This is a genomic window from Micromonospora wenchangensis (assembly GCF_002210435.1).
GTDB lineage: Bacteria > Actinomycetota > Actinomycetes > Mycobacteriales > Micromonosporaceae > Micromonospora > Micromonospora wenchangensis.
The window spans coordinates 1-19667 of the sequence record NZ_MZMV01000093.1 but is presented as its reverse complement, the minus strand read 5'-3'; the positions used below and the strand labels follow the sequence as shown (position 1 = coordinate 19667).

Genomic DNA, 19667 nt, shown 5'->3' with positions numbered 1-19667 from the left:
GGACGGTGGTCGGTGCTGCCCATGCGTCACCCGCTTCCCGCTCGGCGGCGGCAGGGCGAGCGTAGGGTGCCGGTCACCGCAGGGCTGTCGGATCTCCGATCGTCGCCTGACGCACCACCCGAACCGGCGGGGTCGCGGCAGCCGGGTGTCGCCGTCGGGTGGTCGTACGGAGCGCGGCCGGCAGCCGGGCGGGGTCAGTCGGCGAAGGTGACCGTGGTCAGCTCGGTCAGGCCGGAGATGGTCAGGACGCTGCCCAGCAACGGGTTCGCCACCACCCGCAACCGGTCGACGTGGGCGAACAACGCGGCCAGCGCGGCGCTGTCCAGGTATTCCACCCCGGTCAGGTCCACGGTCAGCAGGTGCCCGTCGACCACCGCGTCGGCGATCGCGGCCCGGAACCGGTCGGCGTTGCTCATGTCGATCTCACCGGCGACGGTCAGCAGCGGGCCGCCGTCGGGCTGCCGGCCGGTGGCCAGGTCCAGGGGCGTGTTCATGCGGGAATCCTCGTGTGCAGCTCGACGGTGGTGCCGGCGGCGGTGGTCCGGATGTCCACGTGCGACATCAACGCGCGCATCAGGTTGATGCCGCGTCCCCGGTCGTGGTCTATCTCGGGCACCTTCCACCGTCCGGAGTCGACCACCGTGACGAACAGGTCGGTGCCGGCGGCCACCGCGAGCAACCGGATCAGCCCGGGACGGGCGTCGCGGTGGCCGTGCTCGACCGCGTTGGCGCAGGCCTCGCCGGTGGCCACCAGCACGTCCTGGGCCAGGTGCGGGTCGGCGCCGGTGCGGCGCAACCACTGGCGCAGGGTGGAACGCACCGGGGCCATCTGCGACCGGTCGGCGGGGAACGACAGCTCCAGCGGCGCCGGGTGGCGGTAGAGCAGCAGGGCGATGTCGTCGTACCCGCCCTGCGGGGTCATCCGCCGCATCACCCGGTCGGCGAGCTGCTCCACCCCGGCGGTGTGGTCCTCCCGGACGGCGGAGGCGGCCTGCGCGATCCCGGTGTCGAGGGACTGGCGGCGGCGTTCCACCAGGCCGTCGGTGTAGAGCAGCAGCACCGCCCGGGGCGGGACGATACTGGTCGCGTCGGGACGGCCACCGCGCGACGGGATGCCCAGCGGGCTGCCCCGGCCGGCGGCCAGCAACTCGGTGCGGCCGTCGGGGTGGGTGAGGATCGCCGGTGGATGCCCGGCGCTGCTGTAGGTCAGCTTCCCGCTCTCCGGGTCGAGGATGCCGCAGAACACGGTGGTGCAGGCCGCGCCGGGCAGCATCCGGGCGAACCGGTCCAGGGCGGTGAGCACCTGCGCCGGGCCGGACGCCTCCAGCAGCAGGGCCCGGCAGGCGCTGCGCAGTTGCCCCATCACGGCGGCGGCGGGCAGGCCCCGGCCGACGCAGTCGCCGACGACGATGCCGATCCGGCCGTCGGGCAGGTTCACCGCGTCGTACCAGTCGCCGCCGACCTCGAGGGGGCGGGTCGCCGGCTCGTAGCGGACGGCGAACCCGGCGGGGAGTTCGGCCGGGCCGAGGATGGAGCGTTGCAGGGCGACCGCCACCTCACGTTGCTGGTCGGCGGCGTGGGCCCGGTGCAGCGCCTGCCCGAGCGCCCCGCACAGCAGCAGCAGGAGCATCTGGTCCTCGGTGCCGAAGCCGCGCGCCGGGTCGAGTTCGAGCCAGATCACCAGCGGGCCCTGCGGCGAGTCGACAGTGGTGCCGACGCCGACGGGCCGGGCCCCGGTGGCCGGGTCGATGGTGATCCGCAGGGGTGGCTGCGTCCGCAGCGTGGTGACCGTCTCGCGGACCGGGCCGGACAGTTGCCCCCAGTCGGTGCCGGGGGTGGCGGTCACCGTCGGCGTGCCGTCGGGCGCCCAGCGGACGGCGACCGCCCGGTGGGCCTGCCAGAGCTGGCTCAGCTCCTCGATGCCCGCGCGCAACGCCTCGCTGGTGCTGGCCGCCCGGGACAGCCGCTGGTTGAGCGTGCTGAGGGCGGTCTCCCGCTGCACCGCGTACCGTTCGGCGGTGACGTCGCGGATGGTGCCGACGACCATCCGCCGGCCCTGGTCGTCGGTGACCGCGTTGAAGGCCACCGCCGTCCACAGGCGGTGCCCGTCGCGGTGCCGCAGCGGCACCACGAACGATCCGTGGGTGACGGTCATCGCCTGGGCGAACGCGTCGGCCACCAGCCGGTTCGCCGAGGCGTCCGCGACGTCGTCGGGCCACCACGGGTAGCGGGGACGGTAGGGCAGTCCCTCGGGGCCGTACCCGAACAGCTCGGCGAAGGCGGTGTTCATCTCCACCAGCGCGCCGTCGGCGTCGAGGACGAAGAACCCCTCCTGCAACGAGTTGATCATCGCGGCCCGCCAGTTGGCGTGGTGGTTGCGCAACCGGGCCAGGTCGACGTTGGCCCGGACCCGGGCCAACAACTCCTCGGCGGAGAAGGGTTTGACGAGGTAGTCGTCGGCGCCGGCCTCCAGCCCCTCGATGGCGGCCTCCCCGCCGGCGCGGGCCGACAGCAGCAGCACCGGCACCCCCATCGTGCGGGGTTCGGCGCGCAGCGCGGCGACCAGTTCGAGGCCGTCCAGGCCGGGCATCATCACGTCGCTGACGATCAGGTCGGGCGGTGCGGTGCGGGCCCGGGCCAGCGCGGCGAGCCCGTCGCCGACGGCGGTGACGTCGTAGCGCGACCGCAGCAGCCGGTGCAGGTACTCGCGCATGTCGGCGTTGTCGTCGGCGATCAGCACCCGGGGCCGGTCCGCGCCGGGAAGGCCGGCCGGCGACGGCTGCGGCACCGGCCGGTCGTCGGTGTCGGCGGCCGGCAGCCAGCGCAGCGCCTCCTCGACGAACGGCTCGGCGCTGTCCGACGGCACGGGCGCGCCGACGCCGGTGACGACGTGCTCGGCGGGCAGGTGGGCGACGCCGTACGGCAGCCGCACGGTGAAGGTGGTGCCGACGTCCGGGGTGCTGTCCACGGTGATCGTGCCGCCGTGCAGGCCGACCAGTTCCCGGACCAGGGCCAGGCCGATGCCGCTGCCCTCGTGGGACCGGGACCGGGCCTGCGGCACCCGGTGGAAGCGTTCGAACAGCCGGGGGATCTCGTCGGCCGGCACCCCGATGCCGGTGTCGACGACCTGCACCGTCGGCGTGCCGTCGCGTTCGGCGACCGTGACCCGGATGCCGCCCTGGAAGGTGAACTTGAGGGCGTTGCTGAGCAGGTTGAGCACCACCTTCTCCCACATCGCCCGGTCGACGTGCACCGGCCCGGACAACGGCGGGCAGTCCACGTCGAGGGTGAGGCCGGCGCGTTCGACAGCCGCCCGGAACACGCTGGCCAGCTCGGCGGTGAACCGGGACAGGTCGACGGGCTCGTAGCTCGCCTGCATCCGGCCGGCCTCGATGCGGGAGAAGTCGAGCAGCGCGGTGACCAGCTTGCCCAGCCGCAACGCGTTGCGGTGCATGACGTCCAACTCGTCGCGGACCTGCGCGTCCCCGTCGCCCAGCCGGGCCCGCAGCTCCTGCAACGGGCCGCTGATCAGCGTCAGCGGGGTCCGGAACTCGTGGCTGATGTTGGAGAAGAACGCCGTCTTGGCCCGGTCCAGCTCGACGAGTTCCTCGGCCCGCTGCTGCTGCACCTCGTAGGCGACCGCGCCGTTGATCAGGGCGGCGCTCTGCTGGGCCACCAGGTCGAAGAAGGTGCGGTAGCCGTCGTCGAGCGCCCGGCCGGCGCTGGCGGCAAGCACGATGACGCCGATGTCCTCGGCGCCGGTCTCGCCGTGCAGCGGCAGCACCATCGCCTCGGTCGGCGCGGTCTGCCAGCCGCCGGCCGGCAGTTCGCCGACCCGGTCGAGCAGGTCGGTGACGTGCGCCGGTCGACCGTCGGCGAGCACCTGCGCCACCGGCCACACCGCGGCGGCCGCCCCGCCCGCGCGGTCGACGTCACCGGCGCGGGTGCTGGCGGTCAGCCGCAGGTCGCCGTCGCGGTCCCGCAGGTACACCGCCGCGTACGGCACGTCGGCCCCGGCCCGGCCGAGCGACCCGGCGACCAGCTCGCACGCCTCACCGACGGTACGGGCGGTGCCGGCCTGGGCCCCGAGGTCCTGCAACGCGGCGAGCCGCCGCTGGCCGATCACCCGTTCGGTGGTGTCGCTGACCGCGGTGAACACGCCGCGCACCACACCGTCGTCGTCGTGCAGCGGGCTGTAGGAGTACGTCCAGTAGGTCTCCTCCCAGTAGCCGTGCCGGTTCATCGGCAGCAGCAGATCCTCCGACCAGGTCGCCTCGCCGGTCTCCACCACGCCGCGCAGCATCGGCCCGATGATGTGCCAGATCTCGCCCCACACCTGGTCGCCGGGCTTGCCGAGGGCGGGGTGTTTGCTGCCGAGCAGCGGGCCGTAGGCGTCGTTGTAGAGGAAGCGCAGCTCCGGGCCCCACCAGACGATCATGGGGAACCGGGAGGTCAGGCAGATCCGGGTGGCGGTGCGCAGGCTCGCCGGCCAGTCGTCGACCGCGCCCAGGGAGGTGGCGGGCCAGTCGAAGGCGCGCATCCGGGCCGCCATCTCGCTGGCGCCGGTGAACACGGAACGCCCCGCCTGAGCCTCGGCCATCGCCGCCCCGCCCTCCCGCACGTCTCGCGCAGGGACGACCGCGTGTCCGCGGCTCGTCGCCGGTCACCGGCAGAGTCTCCTGCCATTGCGGCACAGCATGCCGCATGCGCCGCCGCAGCAGAAATCGGGCGGGGCGCGGCGGCCCGGCGTTTCCCGGCCTATCCCTTCGCACCGGACAAGTCGGTTTCGGGAAAGTTTCGGCTTCCGGCGGTCCACCACCCGGAGCCGGGCCCGGGGGCCGGCACTCTCCGACCGGCCGGTGCCGGGCGTCACATGCCGCGACGACCAGGGCGTCACCCGACCTCCGAAACTTTCGGGCTATGCTGCCGACGGGCGCACGACTGCGGAGGAGATGGGCATGGCGGAGGACCGGGCGACGCTGTCGGAGATCGCGACCGCCGCGGGGGTGTCCGTGCCCACCGTCTCGAAGGTGCTCAACGGTCGACCCGACGTCGCCCCGGCGACCCGACGCCGGATCCAGGACCTGCTCGACAGGCGGTCGTACACCGCCCGCCGGGCGCCCTCGGTGCCCGGTGCCGCCGGCCTCATCGACCTGGTCTTCCGGGATCTCGGCAGCCCCTGGGCGATGCAGATCCTCGACGGTGTCGAGGAGCTGGCCTACCGGGCGGGCGTCGGGGTGGTCGTCTCCGCCGTGCACGGCCGCAGCCGCAGCCGCCCCGACCGGCGGTGGATCGAACAGCTCTCCAAGCGCCGCTGCGACGGGGTGCTGCTCGTGCTCTCCGACCTGTCCCCCAGCCAGCAGGGCCAGCTCGACGAACTGGGCATCCCGGTGGTCATCATCGACCCGGCCGGTCAGCCCGGCGCGGGCATCCCGTCGGTGGGGGCGACGAACTGGTCCGGCGGGGTGGCCGCCGCCGAGCACCTGCTCGACCTGGGTCACCACCGGATCGCGGTGATCGGCGGCCCGCCGACGGTGCCGTGCAGCCGCGCCCGGGTCGACGGGTACCGGGCCGCGATGAACGCGGCCAACCGCAAGATCCCCGCCGGGTACGTCCGGCACGGCGACTTCACCTCCCCGTCGGGCTACCGGGAGATGAACGCCCTGCTGGACCTCGCCCAGCCTCCCACCGCCGTGTTCGCCTGCGCCGACGAGATGGCGTTGGGCGCCTACGAGGCGCTCTACGAACGGGGTGCCCGGGTCCCCGACGACATCAGCATCGTCGGCTTCGACGACCTCGACTCGGCACGCTGGGCGGCCCCGCCGCTGACCACCGTGCGTCAGCCGCTGGCCGAGATGGCCGGCATGGCGACCCGGATGCTGCTCTCCCTGGTGGCCGGGGAGGGGCTGGACAGCCACCGGATCGAGCTGGCCACCCCGCTGATCGTGCGGCACAGCACCCGCCGGCTGGCCTGACCGGGCGGGTTCCCGCCTGCGCAGGCGTCCCGGACCGGCCGGGGGCAGCGGCGCGGGATCAGCGCGGCAGGGAACGGGCCAGCCGGAAACCGACGTCGTCGATGCGCAACGTCGGGTGGCTGCGACGGCGTACCGAGGCGCGGCAGCTCCAGTGCTCGTCGAACCAGCCGCCCCCGCGCAGTACCCGGTAGCCGCCGTACACCTCGGCGTCGTAGACGTCCCAGCACCACTCCCAGACGTTGCCGAGCAGGTCGTACAGGCCCCACGGGTTGGGGGTACGCCCGGCCACCGGGTGCGGCCGTTCCCCGGAGTTGTCCCGGTACCAGGCGATCTCGTCGAGCGGGCCGTAGCGCGGACCGGTGGTGCCGGCCCGGCAGGCGTACTCCCACTCGGCCTCGGTCGGCAGCCGGTAGCCGTCGGCGCTCGGGTCCCAGTCCGCGCCCTCACCGTCGTCGTGCAACCGGTACGCCGGGGTCAGCCCCTCCTGCCGGGACAGGGCGACGCAGAAGCGCACCGCGTCGACCCAGGACACCCCCTCGACGGGCAGCCGGTCGCCCCGGGTGGTGCTCGGCCGTTCCCCGGTCACCCGGGCGTACCACCCCTGGGTGACCGGTACGACACCGAGCCGGTACGCCGCCACCCCGACCGACCAGCGCCGCTCGGTACGCCTGTCGGACAGGGTCACCTGCCCCGCCGCGACGGTCACCATCGCGCTCAGCGCGTCGTCGTCCACGGCAGCCGAGCCTAGCGAGGGCGCGGCCGGGCCGGTCAGCCGACGGCCGCCGCGGCGGCGCGGCCGGCGGTGCGGCCGGAGAACAGGCAGCCGCCGAGGAAGGTGCCCTCCAGCGCGCTGTAGCCGTGCATGCCCCCGCCGCCGAAGCCGGCGACCTCGCCGGCCGCGTACACCCCGGCCAGCGGTTCGCCGTCGGGGCGCAGCACCCGGGCGGACAGGTCGGTGTGCAGCCCGCCGAGGCTCTTGCGGGTCAGCACGTGCAGTTGCACCGCGATCAGCGGGCCGGCCGCCGGGTCGAGTAGCCGGTGCGGGGTGGCGACCCGGATCAGCCGGTCGCCCCGGTAGCGGCGGGCCCCCCGGATCGCGGCGAGCTGGGCGTCCTTGCCGAACGGGTGGGCGATCTCCCGGTCCCGCGCCTCGACCAGCGCGGTCAGCGCGGTGGTGTCGAGCTGTGGCCCGTCGGTCTCGGCGGCCAGCTTGTTCATGCCGGCCACCAGCTCGGGCAGGGTGTCGGCGACGACGAAGTCGGCCCCGTGCCGCTTGAACGCCTCGACCGGGCCGGGCGCGCCCGGCCGGACGCGTTGCAGCACCTGCCGGACGCTGCGGTCGGTCAGGTCGGGGTTCTGCTCGGAGCCCGACAGCGCGAACTCCTTCTCGATGATCTTCTGGGTGAGCAGGAACCAGCTGTAGTCGTGGCCGGTCGCGCGCAGGTGCCGCAGGGTGGCCAGGGTGTCGAAGCCGGGGAACAGCGGCGCCGGCAGCCGGGCCCCGGTGGCGTCGAGCCAGAGCGAGGACGGGCCGGGCAGGATGCGGATGCCGTGCTGGGGCCAGATCGGGTCCCAGTTGCGCAGCCCCTCGGTGTAGTGCCACATCCGGTCCGGGTTGATCACCTGCCCGCCGGCGGTCTCGGTGATGGCGAGCATCCGGCCGTCGACGTGGGCGGGGACGCCGGTGACCATCCGGGTGGGCGGGGTGCCGAGCCGGGCCGGCCAGGCCCGCCGGACGAGGTCGTGGTTGCCGCCGATGCCACCCGAGGTGATGATCACGGCCTGGGCGTCGTGCTGGAAGTCGCCGACGACCTCCCGGGAGCTGCTGCGCCCCCGGGGCGCGTCGTCGGGGGCGAGGAGCGCGCCGCGTACCCCGGTGACGGCTCCCCCGGTGGTGACGAGTTCGTCGACCCGGTGCCGGAACAGCAGCGTCACCCGGCCCTGCGCGACGGCCTGCCGGACCCGCCCGGCGAACGGCTCGACCACGCCGGGGCCGGTGCCCCAGGTGACGTGGAACCGGGGCACCGAGTTGCCGTGCCCGTGGGCCGCTCCCCCGCCCCGCTCGGCCCAGCTCACCACCGGGAAGACCCGGTGGCCCATCGACCGCAGCCAGGCCCGCTTCTCCCCGGCGGCGAAGTGCACGTACGCCTGCGCCCACTGGCGTGGCCAGTGGTCCTCGGGCCGGTCGAAGGCGGCGCTGCCGGTCCAGTCCTGCCAGGCCAGCTCGACCGAGTCGTGGATGCCCATCCGCCGCTGCTCGGGCGAGTCGACGAAGAACAGCCCGCCGAACGACCAGAACGCCTGCCCGCCGAGGTTGTGCTCGGACTCCTGGTCCAGCAGCAGCACCCGACGGCCCGCGTCGGCGGCCTCGGCGGCGGCGACCAGGCCGGCCAGGCCGGCGCCGATCACGATGACATCCGTCTCCATGCGCCGACCCTAGGTAGCGCGGTGCCAAAATGATCCGTGCCGGGGTGCAGTATTCACCACCGGAATTGTCACCCGGATGACAAAGGATGGCCGATCGTGTCGGACGCCCTGCTCGCCATCGAGCCCGGTCTCGCCGGTCTCGCGCCGTCGGTCGGCGACCACCTGCGGGGGCTGCGCGGGCCGCTGCACGAGCGGATCCTCGCCACCGTCCGGGCCGCGATGGCCGCCCAGGGCCGGTCGCTGACCGGTGGGCAGGGGCAGGGCCTGGCGCTGGGCGTGCAGACCGCCGTCGACACCTTCGTCGACGCGGTCGCCGACCCGGGTCGGGAGCTGACCGGGACCCGGGAGGTGTTCCACGCCCTCGGCCGCACCGAGTACCGCGAGGGGCACCGGGTGGACGCGCTGCGGACCGTGCTCACCCTCGGGGCCCGCGACATCTGGGCCTTCCTGGTGGAGCACGCCACCGCGCCGGCCGCGCCCGGCGGTCCCGCCACCGCACCGGCCGGCACGGACCCCGGCCCGGCCCCGGCCGACCTGTACGTGATCGCCGGGGCGCTGTTCGGCTACGTCGACGCGCTGGCCGGGGCCGCCGCCGAGGGGTTCCTCGCCGAGCAGCGGGACACCGCCCAGGACTGGGCCACCACCCGACGCCGGCTGGTCACCCTCCTGGTGCAGCCCGACCCGCCGACCGGGGCGGCACTGCACGCCGCCGCCGACGCGGCCCGCTGGCCGTTGCCGGCGACCGTTGCCGTGTTCAGCGTCGACGGCACCGACGCCGAGCAGGTGGCCCGGAGCATCGGCGCGGGCGCGCTGGCCGCCGTCGTCGGCGACGCCATCCGGGTGGTGCTGCCCGATCCCGGTACGCCGGGACGGCTGGACCGGGCCCGGCAGGCGCTGGTCGGACGGCGGGCCGCGCTCGGGCCGACGGTGCGGCGGCAGCGGGCGCGGCTGTCGTACCGGCTGTCCCGCCGGGCGCTGGCCCTGCACCAGCTCGGTGCGCTCGGCCCGGACCCGGTGGTGTCCTGCGACGACCACCTGCTCACCCTGCTCACCGCGTGGGAGCCGGGCCTGGCCGGGCACCTCGCCGGCACGGTGCTGGCCCCGCTGGCCGGGCTGCGGCCCACCACCCGCCGGGCCCTGGCCGAGACCCTGTACGGCTGGCTGCGCCGGCAGGGGCAGGTGGTCACCGTCGCCGAGGACCTGCACACCCACCCGCAGACGGTCCGCTACCGGATGCGGCAGCTGCGCGGCCTGTTCGGCCCGGCCCTCGACGACCCGGACGCCCGCCTCCTGCTGACCCTCGCCCTGCGCCAGCACCCGACCGGTGAGCCGGATCGTTCCGGCGACGGTTGAACCATGTGATCACGAAATACGAACCACTGTGCGTGCGTACCACCCGTTCCGCCGTGCTGCTGGGGTTCCTCCTGGCGCTGTTGTCCGTACCGCTGACCCCGGCGACCCCGGCCGCCGCCCACGCCGCGCTGGTCGCCACCAGCCCGGTCCGCGACGCGGTGATCGGCTCCCCGCCCGGGGAGGTGGTGCTGGTCTTCAGCGAGTCGGTCTCCCCGGTCGTCGGCCGGGTGCAGGTGCTCGGCCCGGACGGTCGGCGGATCACCGCCGGGGAGCCGGTCGCGGACGGGGCCACCCTGCGCATCCCGGTCCGGGTGCCGGACCGGCCACTCGGCACCTACCTGGTCAGCTACCGGGTGATCTCGGCCGACAGCCACCCGGTCGCCGGCAGCTTCGCCTACTCGGCCGGTGCGCCGTCGGCGACGCCCCCGGAGCCGGTGAGCGTGGACGAGCGGCCCTCGGGCGGGTGGACCCCCGCCGCCCGGTACGTCGGCTACCTGGGTCTGGTGCTGGCGGTCGGTCCCACGCTGCTCGGCGCGGTGCGCTGGCCGCGTCGTCGCCGCCGGCGCGCGGTGACCGCCACCGGGTACGTGGGTCTCGCCCTGGTGGCCGTGGGCACCGCCGGAACGTGGGTGGCGCAGGCCGCGGACATGGTGGGGGTGCCGGTCGGCGACCTGTCGCGCGGCGACCTGACGGCGGTGGCGGGCAGCGACGTCGGGCCGGTGCTGGGCGCCCGGCTGGCGCTGGCCGGGATCGCCGCCGGGCTGCTGGCGGCGGTGGCCGCAGGGCGGGCCGGGCGCGGCCGGCGGGTGGCGCTGGCGGTGGTGGGCCTGGCCGGGCTGGTCACCTGGCCGCTGGCCGGGCACCCGGTGGCCTCGCCCCTGCCACCGGTGAGCATCCTCGCCGACGTGGTGCACCTGGCCGGGATGAGCGTGTGGCTGGGCGGGCTGTTCACCCTGGCGGTGTTCCTGCTGCCCGGCACCCACCGGCGGGTCCTGAGCCGGGTGCTGCCCGCCTGGTCGCGGTGGGCGACCGTCGCGGTGGGGTGGCTGGTCGCCTCCGGCGTCGGGCAGGCCGCGATCGAACTCGGCCGGCCCGGCGCGCTGGTCGGCACCGCGTACGGTCGGCTGCTCTGCGCCAAGGCGGCGCTGCTCGCCGCCGTGCTCGGCGTCGCGGCCTGGCAGCGGCGGGCGGTGCGCGCCGGCCGGGCCGCCGACCGGCCGGGCCGGGTGGCGTGGGCTGCCGGGGTGGAACTCGCCGCCACGGCGGTGGTGCTGGCGCTGACCGCCGTGCTGGTGCAGACCCCGCCCGGCCGCACCGCCGACACCGAGGCCGCCCGCGCCACCCGCGAGGGGGTCGCGCAGACCCTCACCAGCGGCACCTACACCCTCCAGTTCGACATCTACCCGGTCCGGGTGGGGGTGCCGAACTCCCTGCACGCGTACGTCTACACCCCGCAGGGGCAGCCGCTGCCGGTGGCCCAGTGGACGGTCAGCCTCGCCCTGCCGGCGGCCGGGATCGAACCGATGACCGTGCCGGTGGACACCCCGGAGCCGCACCACGGCAGCGCCGAGATCAGCCTGCCGGCGCGCGGCGACTGGACGATCCGGTTCACCGTCCGCACCAGCGACATCGACCAGGCCACCGTCACCGCCACCGTGCCGGTCCGCTGACCGCGGCCGACCCCACCGGGGTACGGGGTGGCCGGGCCACCGGCCGTTACGGACCGCCGGGCCGATCAGCTAGCCTGCATCGGCCCGGGTGCTCCGGGGCGGAGGGAGGACACCATGAGCACACACCTGTCCCGCGACGTCGCGCGGGAGTGGGACGCCGCCGATCCGCTCGCCGGCCTGCGGGACCGGTTCGTGGTGGACGACCTGCTCTACCTCGACGGCAACTCGCTGGGTCGGCTGCCGGCCGCCACCGGCGACCACCTGGCCGGTCTGGTCCGTGGCGGATGGGGCACCGAACTGGTCCGCAGCTGGCCGACCTGGATCGAGTGGCCGCGCCGCATCGGTGACCGGATCGCCGCCCACGCGCTGGGCGCCCGCGACGGCGAGGTGATCGTCTCCGACTCCACCTCGGTCAACCTCTACAAACTGGCCGCCGCCGCCCTCGACGCCCGGCCGGGCCGGGGCACGATCCTGGCCGACGCCGAGGAGTTCCCCACCGACCGGTACCTGCTGGAGGGGCTGGCCGCCCAGCGCGGGCACACCCTGCGGCTGCTCCCCTCCGACCTCGACGAGGGGCTGGCCCCGGAGACCCTGGCGGCGGCGCTGACCGAGGACGTGGCGCTGGTGGTGCTCTCGGCGGTGTCGTACCGCTGCGGGGCCCTGCTGGACGTCGCGGCGGTCACCGACGCGGCCCGCCGGGTCGGCGCGCTGGTGCTGTGGGACCTGTCGCACGCGGTCGGCTCGGTGCCGCTGGACCTGACGGCCGCCGGGGCCGACCTCGCGGTCGGCTGCACCTACAAGTACCTCAACGGCGGCCCCGGCGCGCCGGCCTTCCTCTACGTGCGGCGGGAGTTGCAGGAGTCGCTGCGGCAGCCGATCTGGGGCTGGTTCGGCCAGCGTGACCAGTTCCGGATGGGCGCCGGCTACGAGCCCGCGCCCGGCCCGGAGCGGTTCCTGGTGGGCACCCCGCCGGTGCTCGGAATGGCCGCCCTCGACCCGGCCCTGGACGTGCTGGCCGACGCCGGGATGGACCGGGTCCGGGAGAAGTCGGTACGCCTCGGCGAGCTGATCGTCGAACTGGCCGACGCCTGGCTCGTCCCGCACGGCTTCCGGCTCGCCTCGCCCCGCGACCCCGCCCGGCGCGGCGGGCACGTGTCGCTGTACCACCCGGAGGCGTTGCGGATCTCCCGCGCCCTGGTCGACGCCGGGGTGGTCGGCGACTACCGGGTGCCGGACCGGCTGCGGCTCGGCCCGGCGGCGCTGTACACCCGGCACGTCGACGTGTGGGACGCGATGGACCGGCTGCGGGACATCGCCGAGCGGCGGGCCTGGACCGGGGTGCCGGCGGAGCCGTCCCGGGTCACCTGAGCCGATCCGGGCAGATCCCGGATTCTCCCCGCCCCGCCGCCGACTTCGTACCAGCATGTCGGGTGGAGGCGGGGGGTGGCGTGGACGTCCTGGTCCTGATCGTGGTGCTGGCCGCCACCGTGCTGGTCGGCACCACCATCGGCGGCCGGTACCGGGTCGCCCCGCCGGTGCTGCTGATCACCATGGGTGGCCTGCTGGCGCTGCTGCCCCCGCTGTCGGACGTGGTGCTCGAACCCGAGGTGGTGCTGCTGCTCTTCCTGCCGGCCGTGCTCTACCGGGAGAGCCTGGTGATCAGCCTGCGGGAGATCCGGTCGAACCTGCTGGTGATCGCCTCGCTGGCGGTGGCGCTGGTGGTGGTGACCATGGTGGCGGTGGCGCTCGTGGCCAAGGCGCTGGGGATGACCCCGCAGGCGGCCTGGGTGCTGGGGGCGGTGCTCGCCCCCACCGACGCGGCGGCGGTGGCCGGCCTGGCCAAGCGTATGCCCCGCCGCATCCTGACCACGCTGCGGGCGGAGAGCCTGGTCAACGACGGCACCGCGCTGGTGCTGTTCTCGGTCACCGTCGGCCTGATCGTCGGCGGCGCCGCGCCCGGGGTGCTCGGGTTCCTGGGTCGGTTCGTCGGCTCGGCCGGCGGCGGGATCGCCGCCGGGCTGTTCGTCGGGCTGGTGGTGGTGCTGATCCGCCGCCGGCTGGACGACCCGCTGCGCGAGGGCGCGCTGAGCGTGCTCACCCCGTTCGCCGCGTTCCTGCTGGCCGAGGTGGTGCACGCCAGCGGGGTGCTCGCCGTCGTGGTCGCCGGGCTGCTGCTGTCGTACGCCGGGCCGAGGGTGATCCGGGCCCGTTCCCGGGTGCTGGCGTACGCCTTCTGGGACCTGTCCACCTTCCTGATCAACGGGGCGCTGTTCGTGCTGCTGGGGATGCAGATCCCCCGGGCGGTGAACCACGTGACCAGCACCTCGCTGGTGCGGTCGGTGGCGATCGCCGCCTCGGTCACGCTGATGGTGGTGGTGGTCCGGCTGGTGTGGTTGCAACTGTTCTCCTACGGCCTGCCGGTGGTGGGCCGGGGTGCCACGGTGAGCCGGCGGGTCCGGGTGGCGGCCGGCTGGGCGGGGTTCCGGGGGGCGGTGTCGCTGGCCGCCGCCCTCGCGGTGCCGGTCACCACGGCCACCACGCACACGCCGGTGCCGGAACGGGATCTGATCATCTTCTGCACCGCCGTGGCGATCGTGTCGATCATGCTGGTGCAGGGCACCACCCTGCCGGCGGTGGCCCGCTGGGCCGGCCTGCGGGGCGACGAGGCGCGCGGGGACGAGGTGCGGCACGCCCGCCGCCGGGCCACCGAGGTGGCGTTGGCGGCGCTGCCGGGCGTCGCCGCCGACCTCGACGTCGAGCCGGCGGCGGTGGACCGGTTGCGTGCCGACTACCAGCGCCACCTGGACCTGGTGGCGGGGTCGGGTGGCGGACCCGAGGCCGACCGGGCGCAGGAGTCGGACGCCCGGCTGCGGTTGGCGGTGCTGGAACACAAGCGCCGCGAGGTGACCCGACTGCGCGACAACAACGAGATCGACGACAGCGTGCTCCGCGAGGTGCAGGCGGCGCTGGACATCGAGGAGATCCGCCTGCTCGGCCCCCAGACCGAGGACTGAGCACCACGGTTCCAGATCCGTCGGACGGACGCGGACGGTAGGCATCCGGACACATCCTGCGTCCGACACCGGGTGTACCGTCCGAAGTGGCGGCCCCGGACACGGCTGGCGGCTGTCCGCTGCGTGGCGGGAGGGGGCATGACCGTACCGACGGTGGGTGAGCGGCTCGCGGGGATCCGTCGTGAGTCGAAGCTGACCCAGGAGCAGCTTGCCGAGCGGTCGGGCGTCAGCGTCGAGGTGATCCGGAAGCTGGAGCAGGGTACCCGGGGTGCCGCCCGTCTCGACACGTTGCATGCGCTCGCCCGCGCCCTGGGGGTGTCGACGTCCACGCTGCTGGGTGACGCGTCTCAAGCCGCCGCGCAGGGCGAGCCGGGTCACCGGCAGTTGTCGTTGGCGGAGATCCGCCGCGTTGTGGCCCCGGTGCGCGGGATCGACGGTGCTTCCTTCCTGCTGCTGGCGGACGAGCCGCCCGACATCGACACGCTGCGGCGGAATCTGCACGCCGCCGATCGGGTCTACAACGCCGGGGACTACGCAGTCGCGCTGCGGGTGGTACCGCCGTTGCTGGTGAACGCACGCGCCGCCGTGAGCCTTGCGAGCAGCGAGCGGCAGGACGCCGCGTACGACCTGCTGGCCCGCACCCAGCATGTGGCGGGTGGGCTCCTGATCCAACTGCGGGCCGACGACTTGGCGCAGACGGCGTTGTCGGGAGCGCTCGACGCCGCACAACGGTCGGGGGACCGGGTCGTGGCGGCCACCGTCATCCGGACGATGTGCTGGCTGCTGATGCGCCAGGGACGTATCGGGGAGTCGGCCGAACTGGCGGTGGCGACAGCCGACGAGGTGGAGCCGCGACTATCCCGGGCGGCACCTGCCGAGTTGGCCGGCTGGGGGTGGCTGCTGCTGAGCGCCGCCGCCGCGCAGGCCAGGGACAACCGACCGGACGAGGCGGCAGACCTGATCGGCGTCGCCGCTGCCGCCGCCACACGGATCGGCGACCGGGTGCCGGCGGCGGAGCACATGATGCTGGTGGGCGGGTTCGATACCGCCAAGGTGCAGATGCAGCGGGCCGAGGCGGCGGCCGTGGCGGGAGACGCGGGCCGGGTGCTGGAGCTGTCGGCCCTGGTGCCGCCCGCGCCCACTATCAGCACCTCGGCCTGGCGACGGCATCGACTCGACCTCGCCTGGGCTTACACGCAGTTGCGGCGGTACGGGAAGGCGACGGCGGTGCTGTCGCAGTTGCGGGACACCGCACCCACCTGGCTGCGGCAGCAGCGATACGCACGGGACATCGTGGATTCCATCGCCACCGGTCGTCGTCGAGCGATGACCGACGAGTTGGCGAAACTGGCCGACCTGATGGGTTGCGCACGCTGACTGGTACACCGCGTCCGAGTCGGTGACACGCCGTCATCGGATCGCACCAATCGCACCTGTTTGATTACCCTTGGTCACGCCAGCCTATGGTCCGGTGGCCTGACCGTCGACGTCGGCCACCGTCGTCGGGCGCGGCGGTGGTGTTCTTTCCCGGGCATGCCGTCGCGCCCCTGCCAACGGAGGTGGGGATGCGGGACCAGGGCGAGCCGGCACCGAGTCGGGGCGAGCAGATCCAGGCTGCGGAACACGAGGCGGCCAAGCAGCGGCTCCTCGCGCAGGCCGAGGCCGAACGGATACCGGCCGAGGAGACGACCCGGGCGCTGCCGGACCGGCGGTGGCGTCATGGACAGTAGCGAGCGGCTGCCGGTGGGGCGGCGGGTGGCGTACTGGCGGGGGCGGCGCAACCTGTCGCAGCAGGTGTTCGCCGACCGGCTGGGCAAGTCGAAGAGCTGGGTGGACAAGGTCGAGCGGGGTGTCCGCACCCTGGACAAGGTGTCCACACTCCAGGACATCGCCGCCGTGCTGCGGATCGATCCGGCGGTACTGCTCGGCCGGGACGCCCGGCCGGCCGACGCGATCGGGGGGACGGCGGATGTCACGCTGATCCGGACGGCCCTCTCCCGGTACGACATCCCGCTGGCCCGTCCGGCAAGCGGGCGGCCAGTCCTGCCGGTCGACCAGGTGGCCCAGCAGGTCGCGCACGCCTGGACGACCTTCCAGCACGCCCGGTATCCCGAGGTGGCGGCGCTGCTGCCGGGTCTGCTGGCCGATGTCGAACGCGCCCGCGCCGCCGATCCGGCGGGCCGGGCAGCACTGGTGGACGCCTACCGGGTCACCGCGTCGCTGCTGGTCAAACTGGACGTGCCGGATCTGGCCTGGCTGGCCGTGGACCGAGCGATAGGCGTTGCCGCCGGTGACCCGGCCCTGGTCGCCGCCGCAGCGGTGCAGCTCGGCCAGGTGCTGCGCGCCTCCGATCAGACCCGGGTGGCGAAGTCGGCGATGCTGGCGGCCGCGTACCGGATCGCCCCACCGGTGATCGAGGACGGCGTACCTGCCGAGTTGTCGCTGTGCGGGACGCTGCTCCTCCAGGCGGCCCTGGCCGCCGCCGCCCACGGTGATGACGTGGCGGTGGTCGACCTGCTCGACGAGGCCGCCGCCCTGGCGGCACCCGTGGGCGACGGGCAGGACCACCACCGGACGGGCTTCGGACCGACCGCCGTGGCGGTGGCGCGGGCCGCCGCCGCGCTCGCCCTCGGCGACGACCGGGACGCGGTGTCCCGGCACAAGGAGTTCACCCGGCGCGACGGTTGGCGGTGGCTGCCGGTCGAGCACCGGGCCGGGCACTTGGTCGACGTGGCCCGCGCCCATCTGCGCACGGCGGACCCGGTCGGCGCCGGGCGGGTCCTGGTCGACACCGACCGGATCGCTCCCGCAGAGATCCGGCACCGACCGGTCGGCCGGGACACGCTGGCGCGGGTCGTCCGCGCGCCCACCGCCCCGACGACCCTGGTCCGGCTCGCCGCCAGCCTCGGGGTGGGTTGAGGGCCGCCGGCAAGGCGGGCCCGCTCCCGGCGACGGCATCGCATTGACAGTCGCACATGGGTGGGGTTACGGTGCGCCAGGAAAGCGCTTTCACGCACCGTCGTCCGCCTCCACCCCGTCCCCGGAGGTCCCTCCGCCATGCGCAGAAGCCGCCGTCCGCTCGCCGTCGCCGTCGCGGCGCTCGCCACCGCGCTGCTCGCCCTCACCCCGCTCGGCGGCACGCCGGTCGCCCACGCCGCCACGCTGTTCAGCGACGACTTCACCGACGGCGACCTCGCCGGCTGGTCGCGCTCCGGTGGTTCCTGGTCGGTGGCCGCCGACGACAGCCCGGCGTTGCAGCAGTCCAGGGCCGACACGGGCGACGCCCGGCTGTTCGCCGGCAGCGCGTCCTGGGCCGACCAGGCCGTCCAGGCCCGGGTGAAGCCGCTGACCCTGCCCGGCGACGGCATGGTCGCGCTGCTGGCCCGGGCCAGCGGCGCGACCAGCTACTACCGGCTCGCCCTACACGCCGGTGACCAGGTGCGGCTGGAGGCGGTACGCAGCGGCCGGGTCACCCCGCTGGGCACGGCGTCCCACCCGGTGACGGTCGGTGCCTGGCACACGCTGCGGATCGAGGTCGCCGGGACGGTGATACGCGGCTGGGTCGACGGCGTACCCGTCGGCTCCGGCACCGGGACGCTCACCGCGACCGGCCGGATCGGGGTGCAGACCGGGCACGCCACCGCCCGCTTCGACGACGTGCTGGTGACCCGGGGCGGTCCCGCGCCGACCAGCGCGCCACCGACGCCCGGCGGCACGCCGACCGGCGGGTCGCCCACCGCCACCCCGTCCGTCACGCCCCCGTCGGCGAGCCCGACGCCCACGCCCACCGACACCGGGCCGGCGCAGCGGTCCTCGGTGGTCGACCCCGACGGCAGCGGGGACTTCACCAGCGTGCAGGCGGCCGTGGACGCGGTGCCGACGGGCAACGCGAGCCGATACACGATCACCATCCGGCCGGGCACCTACCGGGAGACGGTGACGGTGCCGGCCGGCAAGCCGTACGTGTCGTTCGTCGGGTCGACCGGGGACCCCCGGGACGTGGTGATCGTCTACGACAACGCCTCGGGCACCCCGAAGCCCGGCGGTGGCACGTACGGCACCTCGGGCAGCGCCTCGGTGACCATCGACGGCAACGACTTCACCGCACGGCACCTGACCTTCGCCAACGACTTCGACGAGGCGGCGCACGACTACGCCGCCGAACAGGCGGTGGCCGTGCTGACCCGGGCCGACCGGCTGGTCTTCGACGACGTGCGCTTCCTGGGCAACCAGGACACGCTCTACCACAACAGCGCCTCCGTCGACGCGGTCGGCCGGGCGTACTTCCGGGACTGCTACGTCGAGGGCGACGTCGACTTCATCTTCGGCCGGGGCACCGGGGTCTTCGACGGCTGCGAGATCCGCTCGCTCGACCGGGGCTCGACCGGCAACAACGGGTACGTCACCGCCGCCTCCACGATGATCGGCAACCCGTACGGCCTGCTGTTCACCGGCTGCGTCCTGACCACCGACGCGGCGGCGGCGCAGACCGTGCACCTCGGCCGGCCGTGGCACCCGGGCGGGGACGTCAACGCGATCGGTCAGGTGGTGTTCCGCGACAGCGTGCTCGGCGCGCACGTGAAGGACTCCCCCTGGACCGACATGTCCGGCTTCTCGTGGCGCGACGCCCGGTTCGCCGAATACCGCAACAGCGGGCCCGGGTCGACGGTGACCGCCGACCGGCCACAGCTGACCGACGAGCAGGCCCCGACCTACACGCCGCAGCGCTACCTGGCCGGCGTCGACGGCTGGAACCCGATCCCCTGACGGCCCGCGCCGCCGCCGGCCACGTCCCGCCGGTGGCCGGCGGCGCGACCCCGTCGACCGCCGGGCATTTACACTTAACAAACTTAACTGATAACCTCCCCGCCATCGACGAGGAGGTATGTCATGCGACTTCGAACCGGGACGACGGCCGTGCTGGCCGGGGCGGTGCTGCTCGCCGCCGCGCTGCCCGCCGCGAACGGCGTCGCCGCGCCGACCACCGCCACCGCCGGCACCCTCGCGGCCTGCTCCGCACCGGCCTGGGCCGAGGGCGTCAGCTACCCGGCGGGCACCCGGGTCAGCTACCTCGGTCACCTCTACGAGTCGCTGGTGACCCACACCCCGCCGGCCGGCGCCGGTTGGAACCCGGCCGCCGTCCCGGCACTCTGGCGTGACCTAGGCGTCTGCACCGGGACGCCGTCGCCGACCCCCACCGCCACGCCCACCCGGACCCCGACCCCGAC

General features: G+C 74.7%; 14 protein-coding genes. 10 read left to right on the top strand and 4 right to left on the bottom strand.

What is annotated here, in order from left to right:
* Positions 1-194 precede the first annotated feature (194 nt).
* On the bottom strand, positions 195-494 hold the full coding sequence (locus B5D80_RS30850) for an STAS domain-containing protein (protein ID WP_088647450.1): 300 nt from the start codon (positions 492-494) through the stop codon (positions 195-197).
* On the bottom strand, positions 491-4600 hold the full coding sequence (locus tag B5D80_RS30845; protein ID WP_088647455.1) for a SpoIIE family protein phosphatase: 4110 nt from the start codon (positions 4598-4600) through the stop codon (positions 491-493). The genes B5D80_RS30850 and B5D80_RS30845 overlap by 4 nt, the downstream gene beginning before the upstream one ends.
* Positions 4601-4958: 358 nt before the next feature.
* Here B5D80_RS30845 and B5D80_RS30840 point away from each other — a divergent pair, with 358 nt between their 5' ends.
* Positions 4959-5975 carry a LacI family DNA-binding transcriptional regulator gene (locus tag B5D80_RS30840; protein WP_088647449.1) on the top strand — a complete coding sequence of 339 codons (1017 nt, stop codon included), beginning with the start codon at positions 4959-4961 and terminating at the stop codon, positions 5973-5975.
* A gap of 58 nt (positions 5976-6033) precedes the next feature.
* Here the strand turns inward: B5D80_RS30840 and B5D80_RS30835 are convergent, their stop codons facing one another.
* A complete protein-coding gene (locus B5D80_RS30835; protein WP_088647454.1) occupies positions 6034-6684 on the bottom strand; it encodes a formylglycine-generating enzyme family protein in 651 nt (216 codons plus the stop codon).
* 59 nt (positions 6685-6743) lie between these two features.
* Positions 6744-8402: an FAD-binding dehydrogenase gene (locus B5D80_RS30830; protein WP_088647448.1), complete on the bottom strand. Its 1659-nt coding sequence runs from the start codon at positions 8400-8402 to the stop codon at positions 6744-6746.
* 96 nt (positions 8403-8498) lie between these two features.
* Between B5D80_RS30830 and B5D80_RS30825 the strand changes: the two genes are divergently transcribed.
* The 9 genes from B5D80_RS30825 to B5D80_RS30785 form a co-directional block, all read left to right on the top strand.
* Positions 8499-9755, top strand: a complete 1257-nt coding sequence (locus B5D80_RS30825) for a PucR family transcriptional regulator (protein WP_088647447.1) — start codon at positions 8499-8501, stop codon at positions 9753-9755.
* Between the two features lie 32 nt (positions 9756-9787).
* Positions 9788-11425, top strand: a complete 1638-nt coding sequence (locus tag B5D80_RS30820) for a copper resistance CopC/CopD family protein (RefSeq protein WP_245855072.1) — start codon at positions 9788-9790, stop codon at positions 11423-11425.
* A gap of 114 nt (positions 11426-11539) precedes the next feature.
* A complete protein-coding gene (kynU, locus tag B5D80_RS30815; RefSeq protein ID WP_088647446.1) occupies positions 11540-12793 on the top strand; it encodes a kynureninase in 1254 nt (417 codons plus the stop codon).
* A gap of 80 nt (positions 12794-12873) precedes the next feature.
* Positions 12874-14439: a Na+/H+ antiporter gene (locus tag B5D80_RS30810; RefSeq protein WP_088647445.1), complete on the top strand. Its 1566-nt coding sequence runs from the start codon at positions 12874-12876 to the stop codon at positions 14437-14439.
* A gap of 138 nt (positions 14440-14577) precedes the next feature.
* Entirely contained in the window at positions 14578-15816 is a 1239-nt protein-coding gene (locus B5D80_RS30805) for a helix-turn-helix domain-containing protein (RefSeq protein WP_088647444.1), read from the top strand.
* Between the two features lie 188 nt (positions 15817-16004).
* Positions 16005-16169 (top strand): hypothetical protein, encoded by a 165-nt coding sequence (locus B5D80_RS33780; RefSeq protein WP_169733130.1) that lies wholly within the window; start codon positions 16005-16007, stop codon positions 16167-16169.
* On the top strand, positions 16159-17358 hold the full coding sequence (locus tag B5D80_RS30795) for a helix-turn-helix domain-containing protein (RefSeq protein WP_169733129.1): 1200 nt from the start codon (positions 16159-16161) through the stop codon (positions 17356-17358). Before B5D80_RS33780 ends, B5D80_RS30795 begins: the two co-directional genes overlap by 11 nt.
* Before the next feature lie 138 nt (positions 17359-17496).
* On the top strand, positions 17497-19206 hold the full coding sequence (locus tag B5D80_RS30790; RefSeq protein ID WP_245855070.1) for a pectinesterase family protein: 1710 nt from the start codon (positions 17497-17499) through the stop codon (positions 19204-19206).
* 123 nt (positions 19207-19329) lie between these two features.
* Positions 19330-19667 (top strand): carbohydrate-binding protein (locus tag B5D80_RS30785; RefSeq protein ID WP_342747156.1); only part of this gene is annotated, 338 nt, incomplete at its 3' end.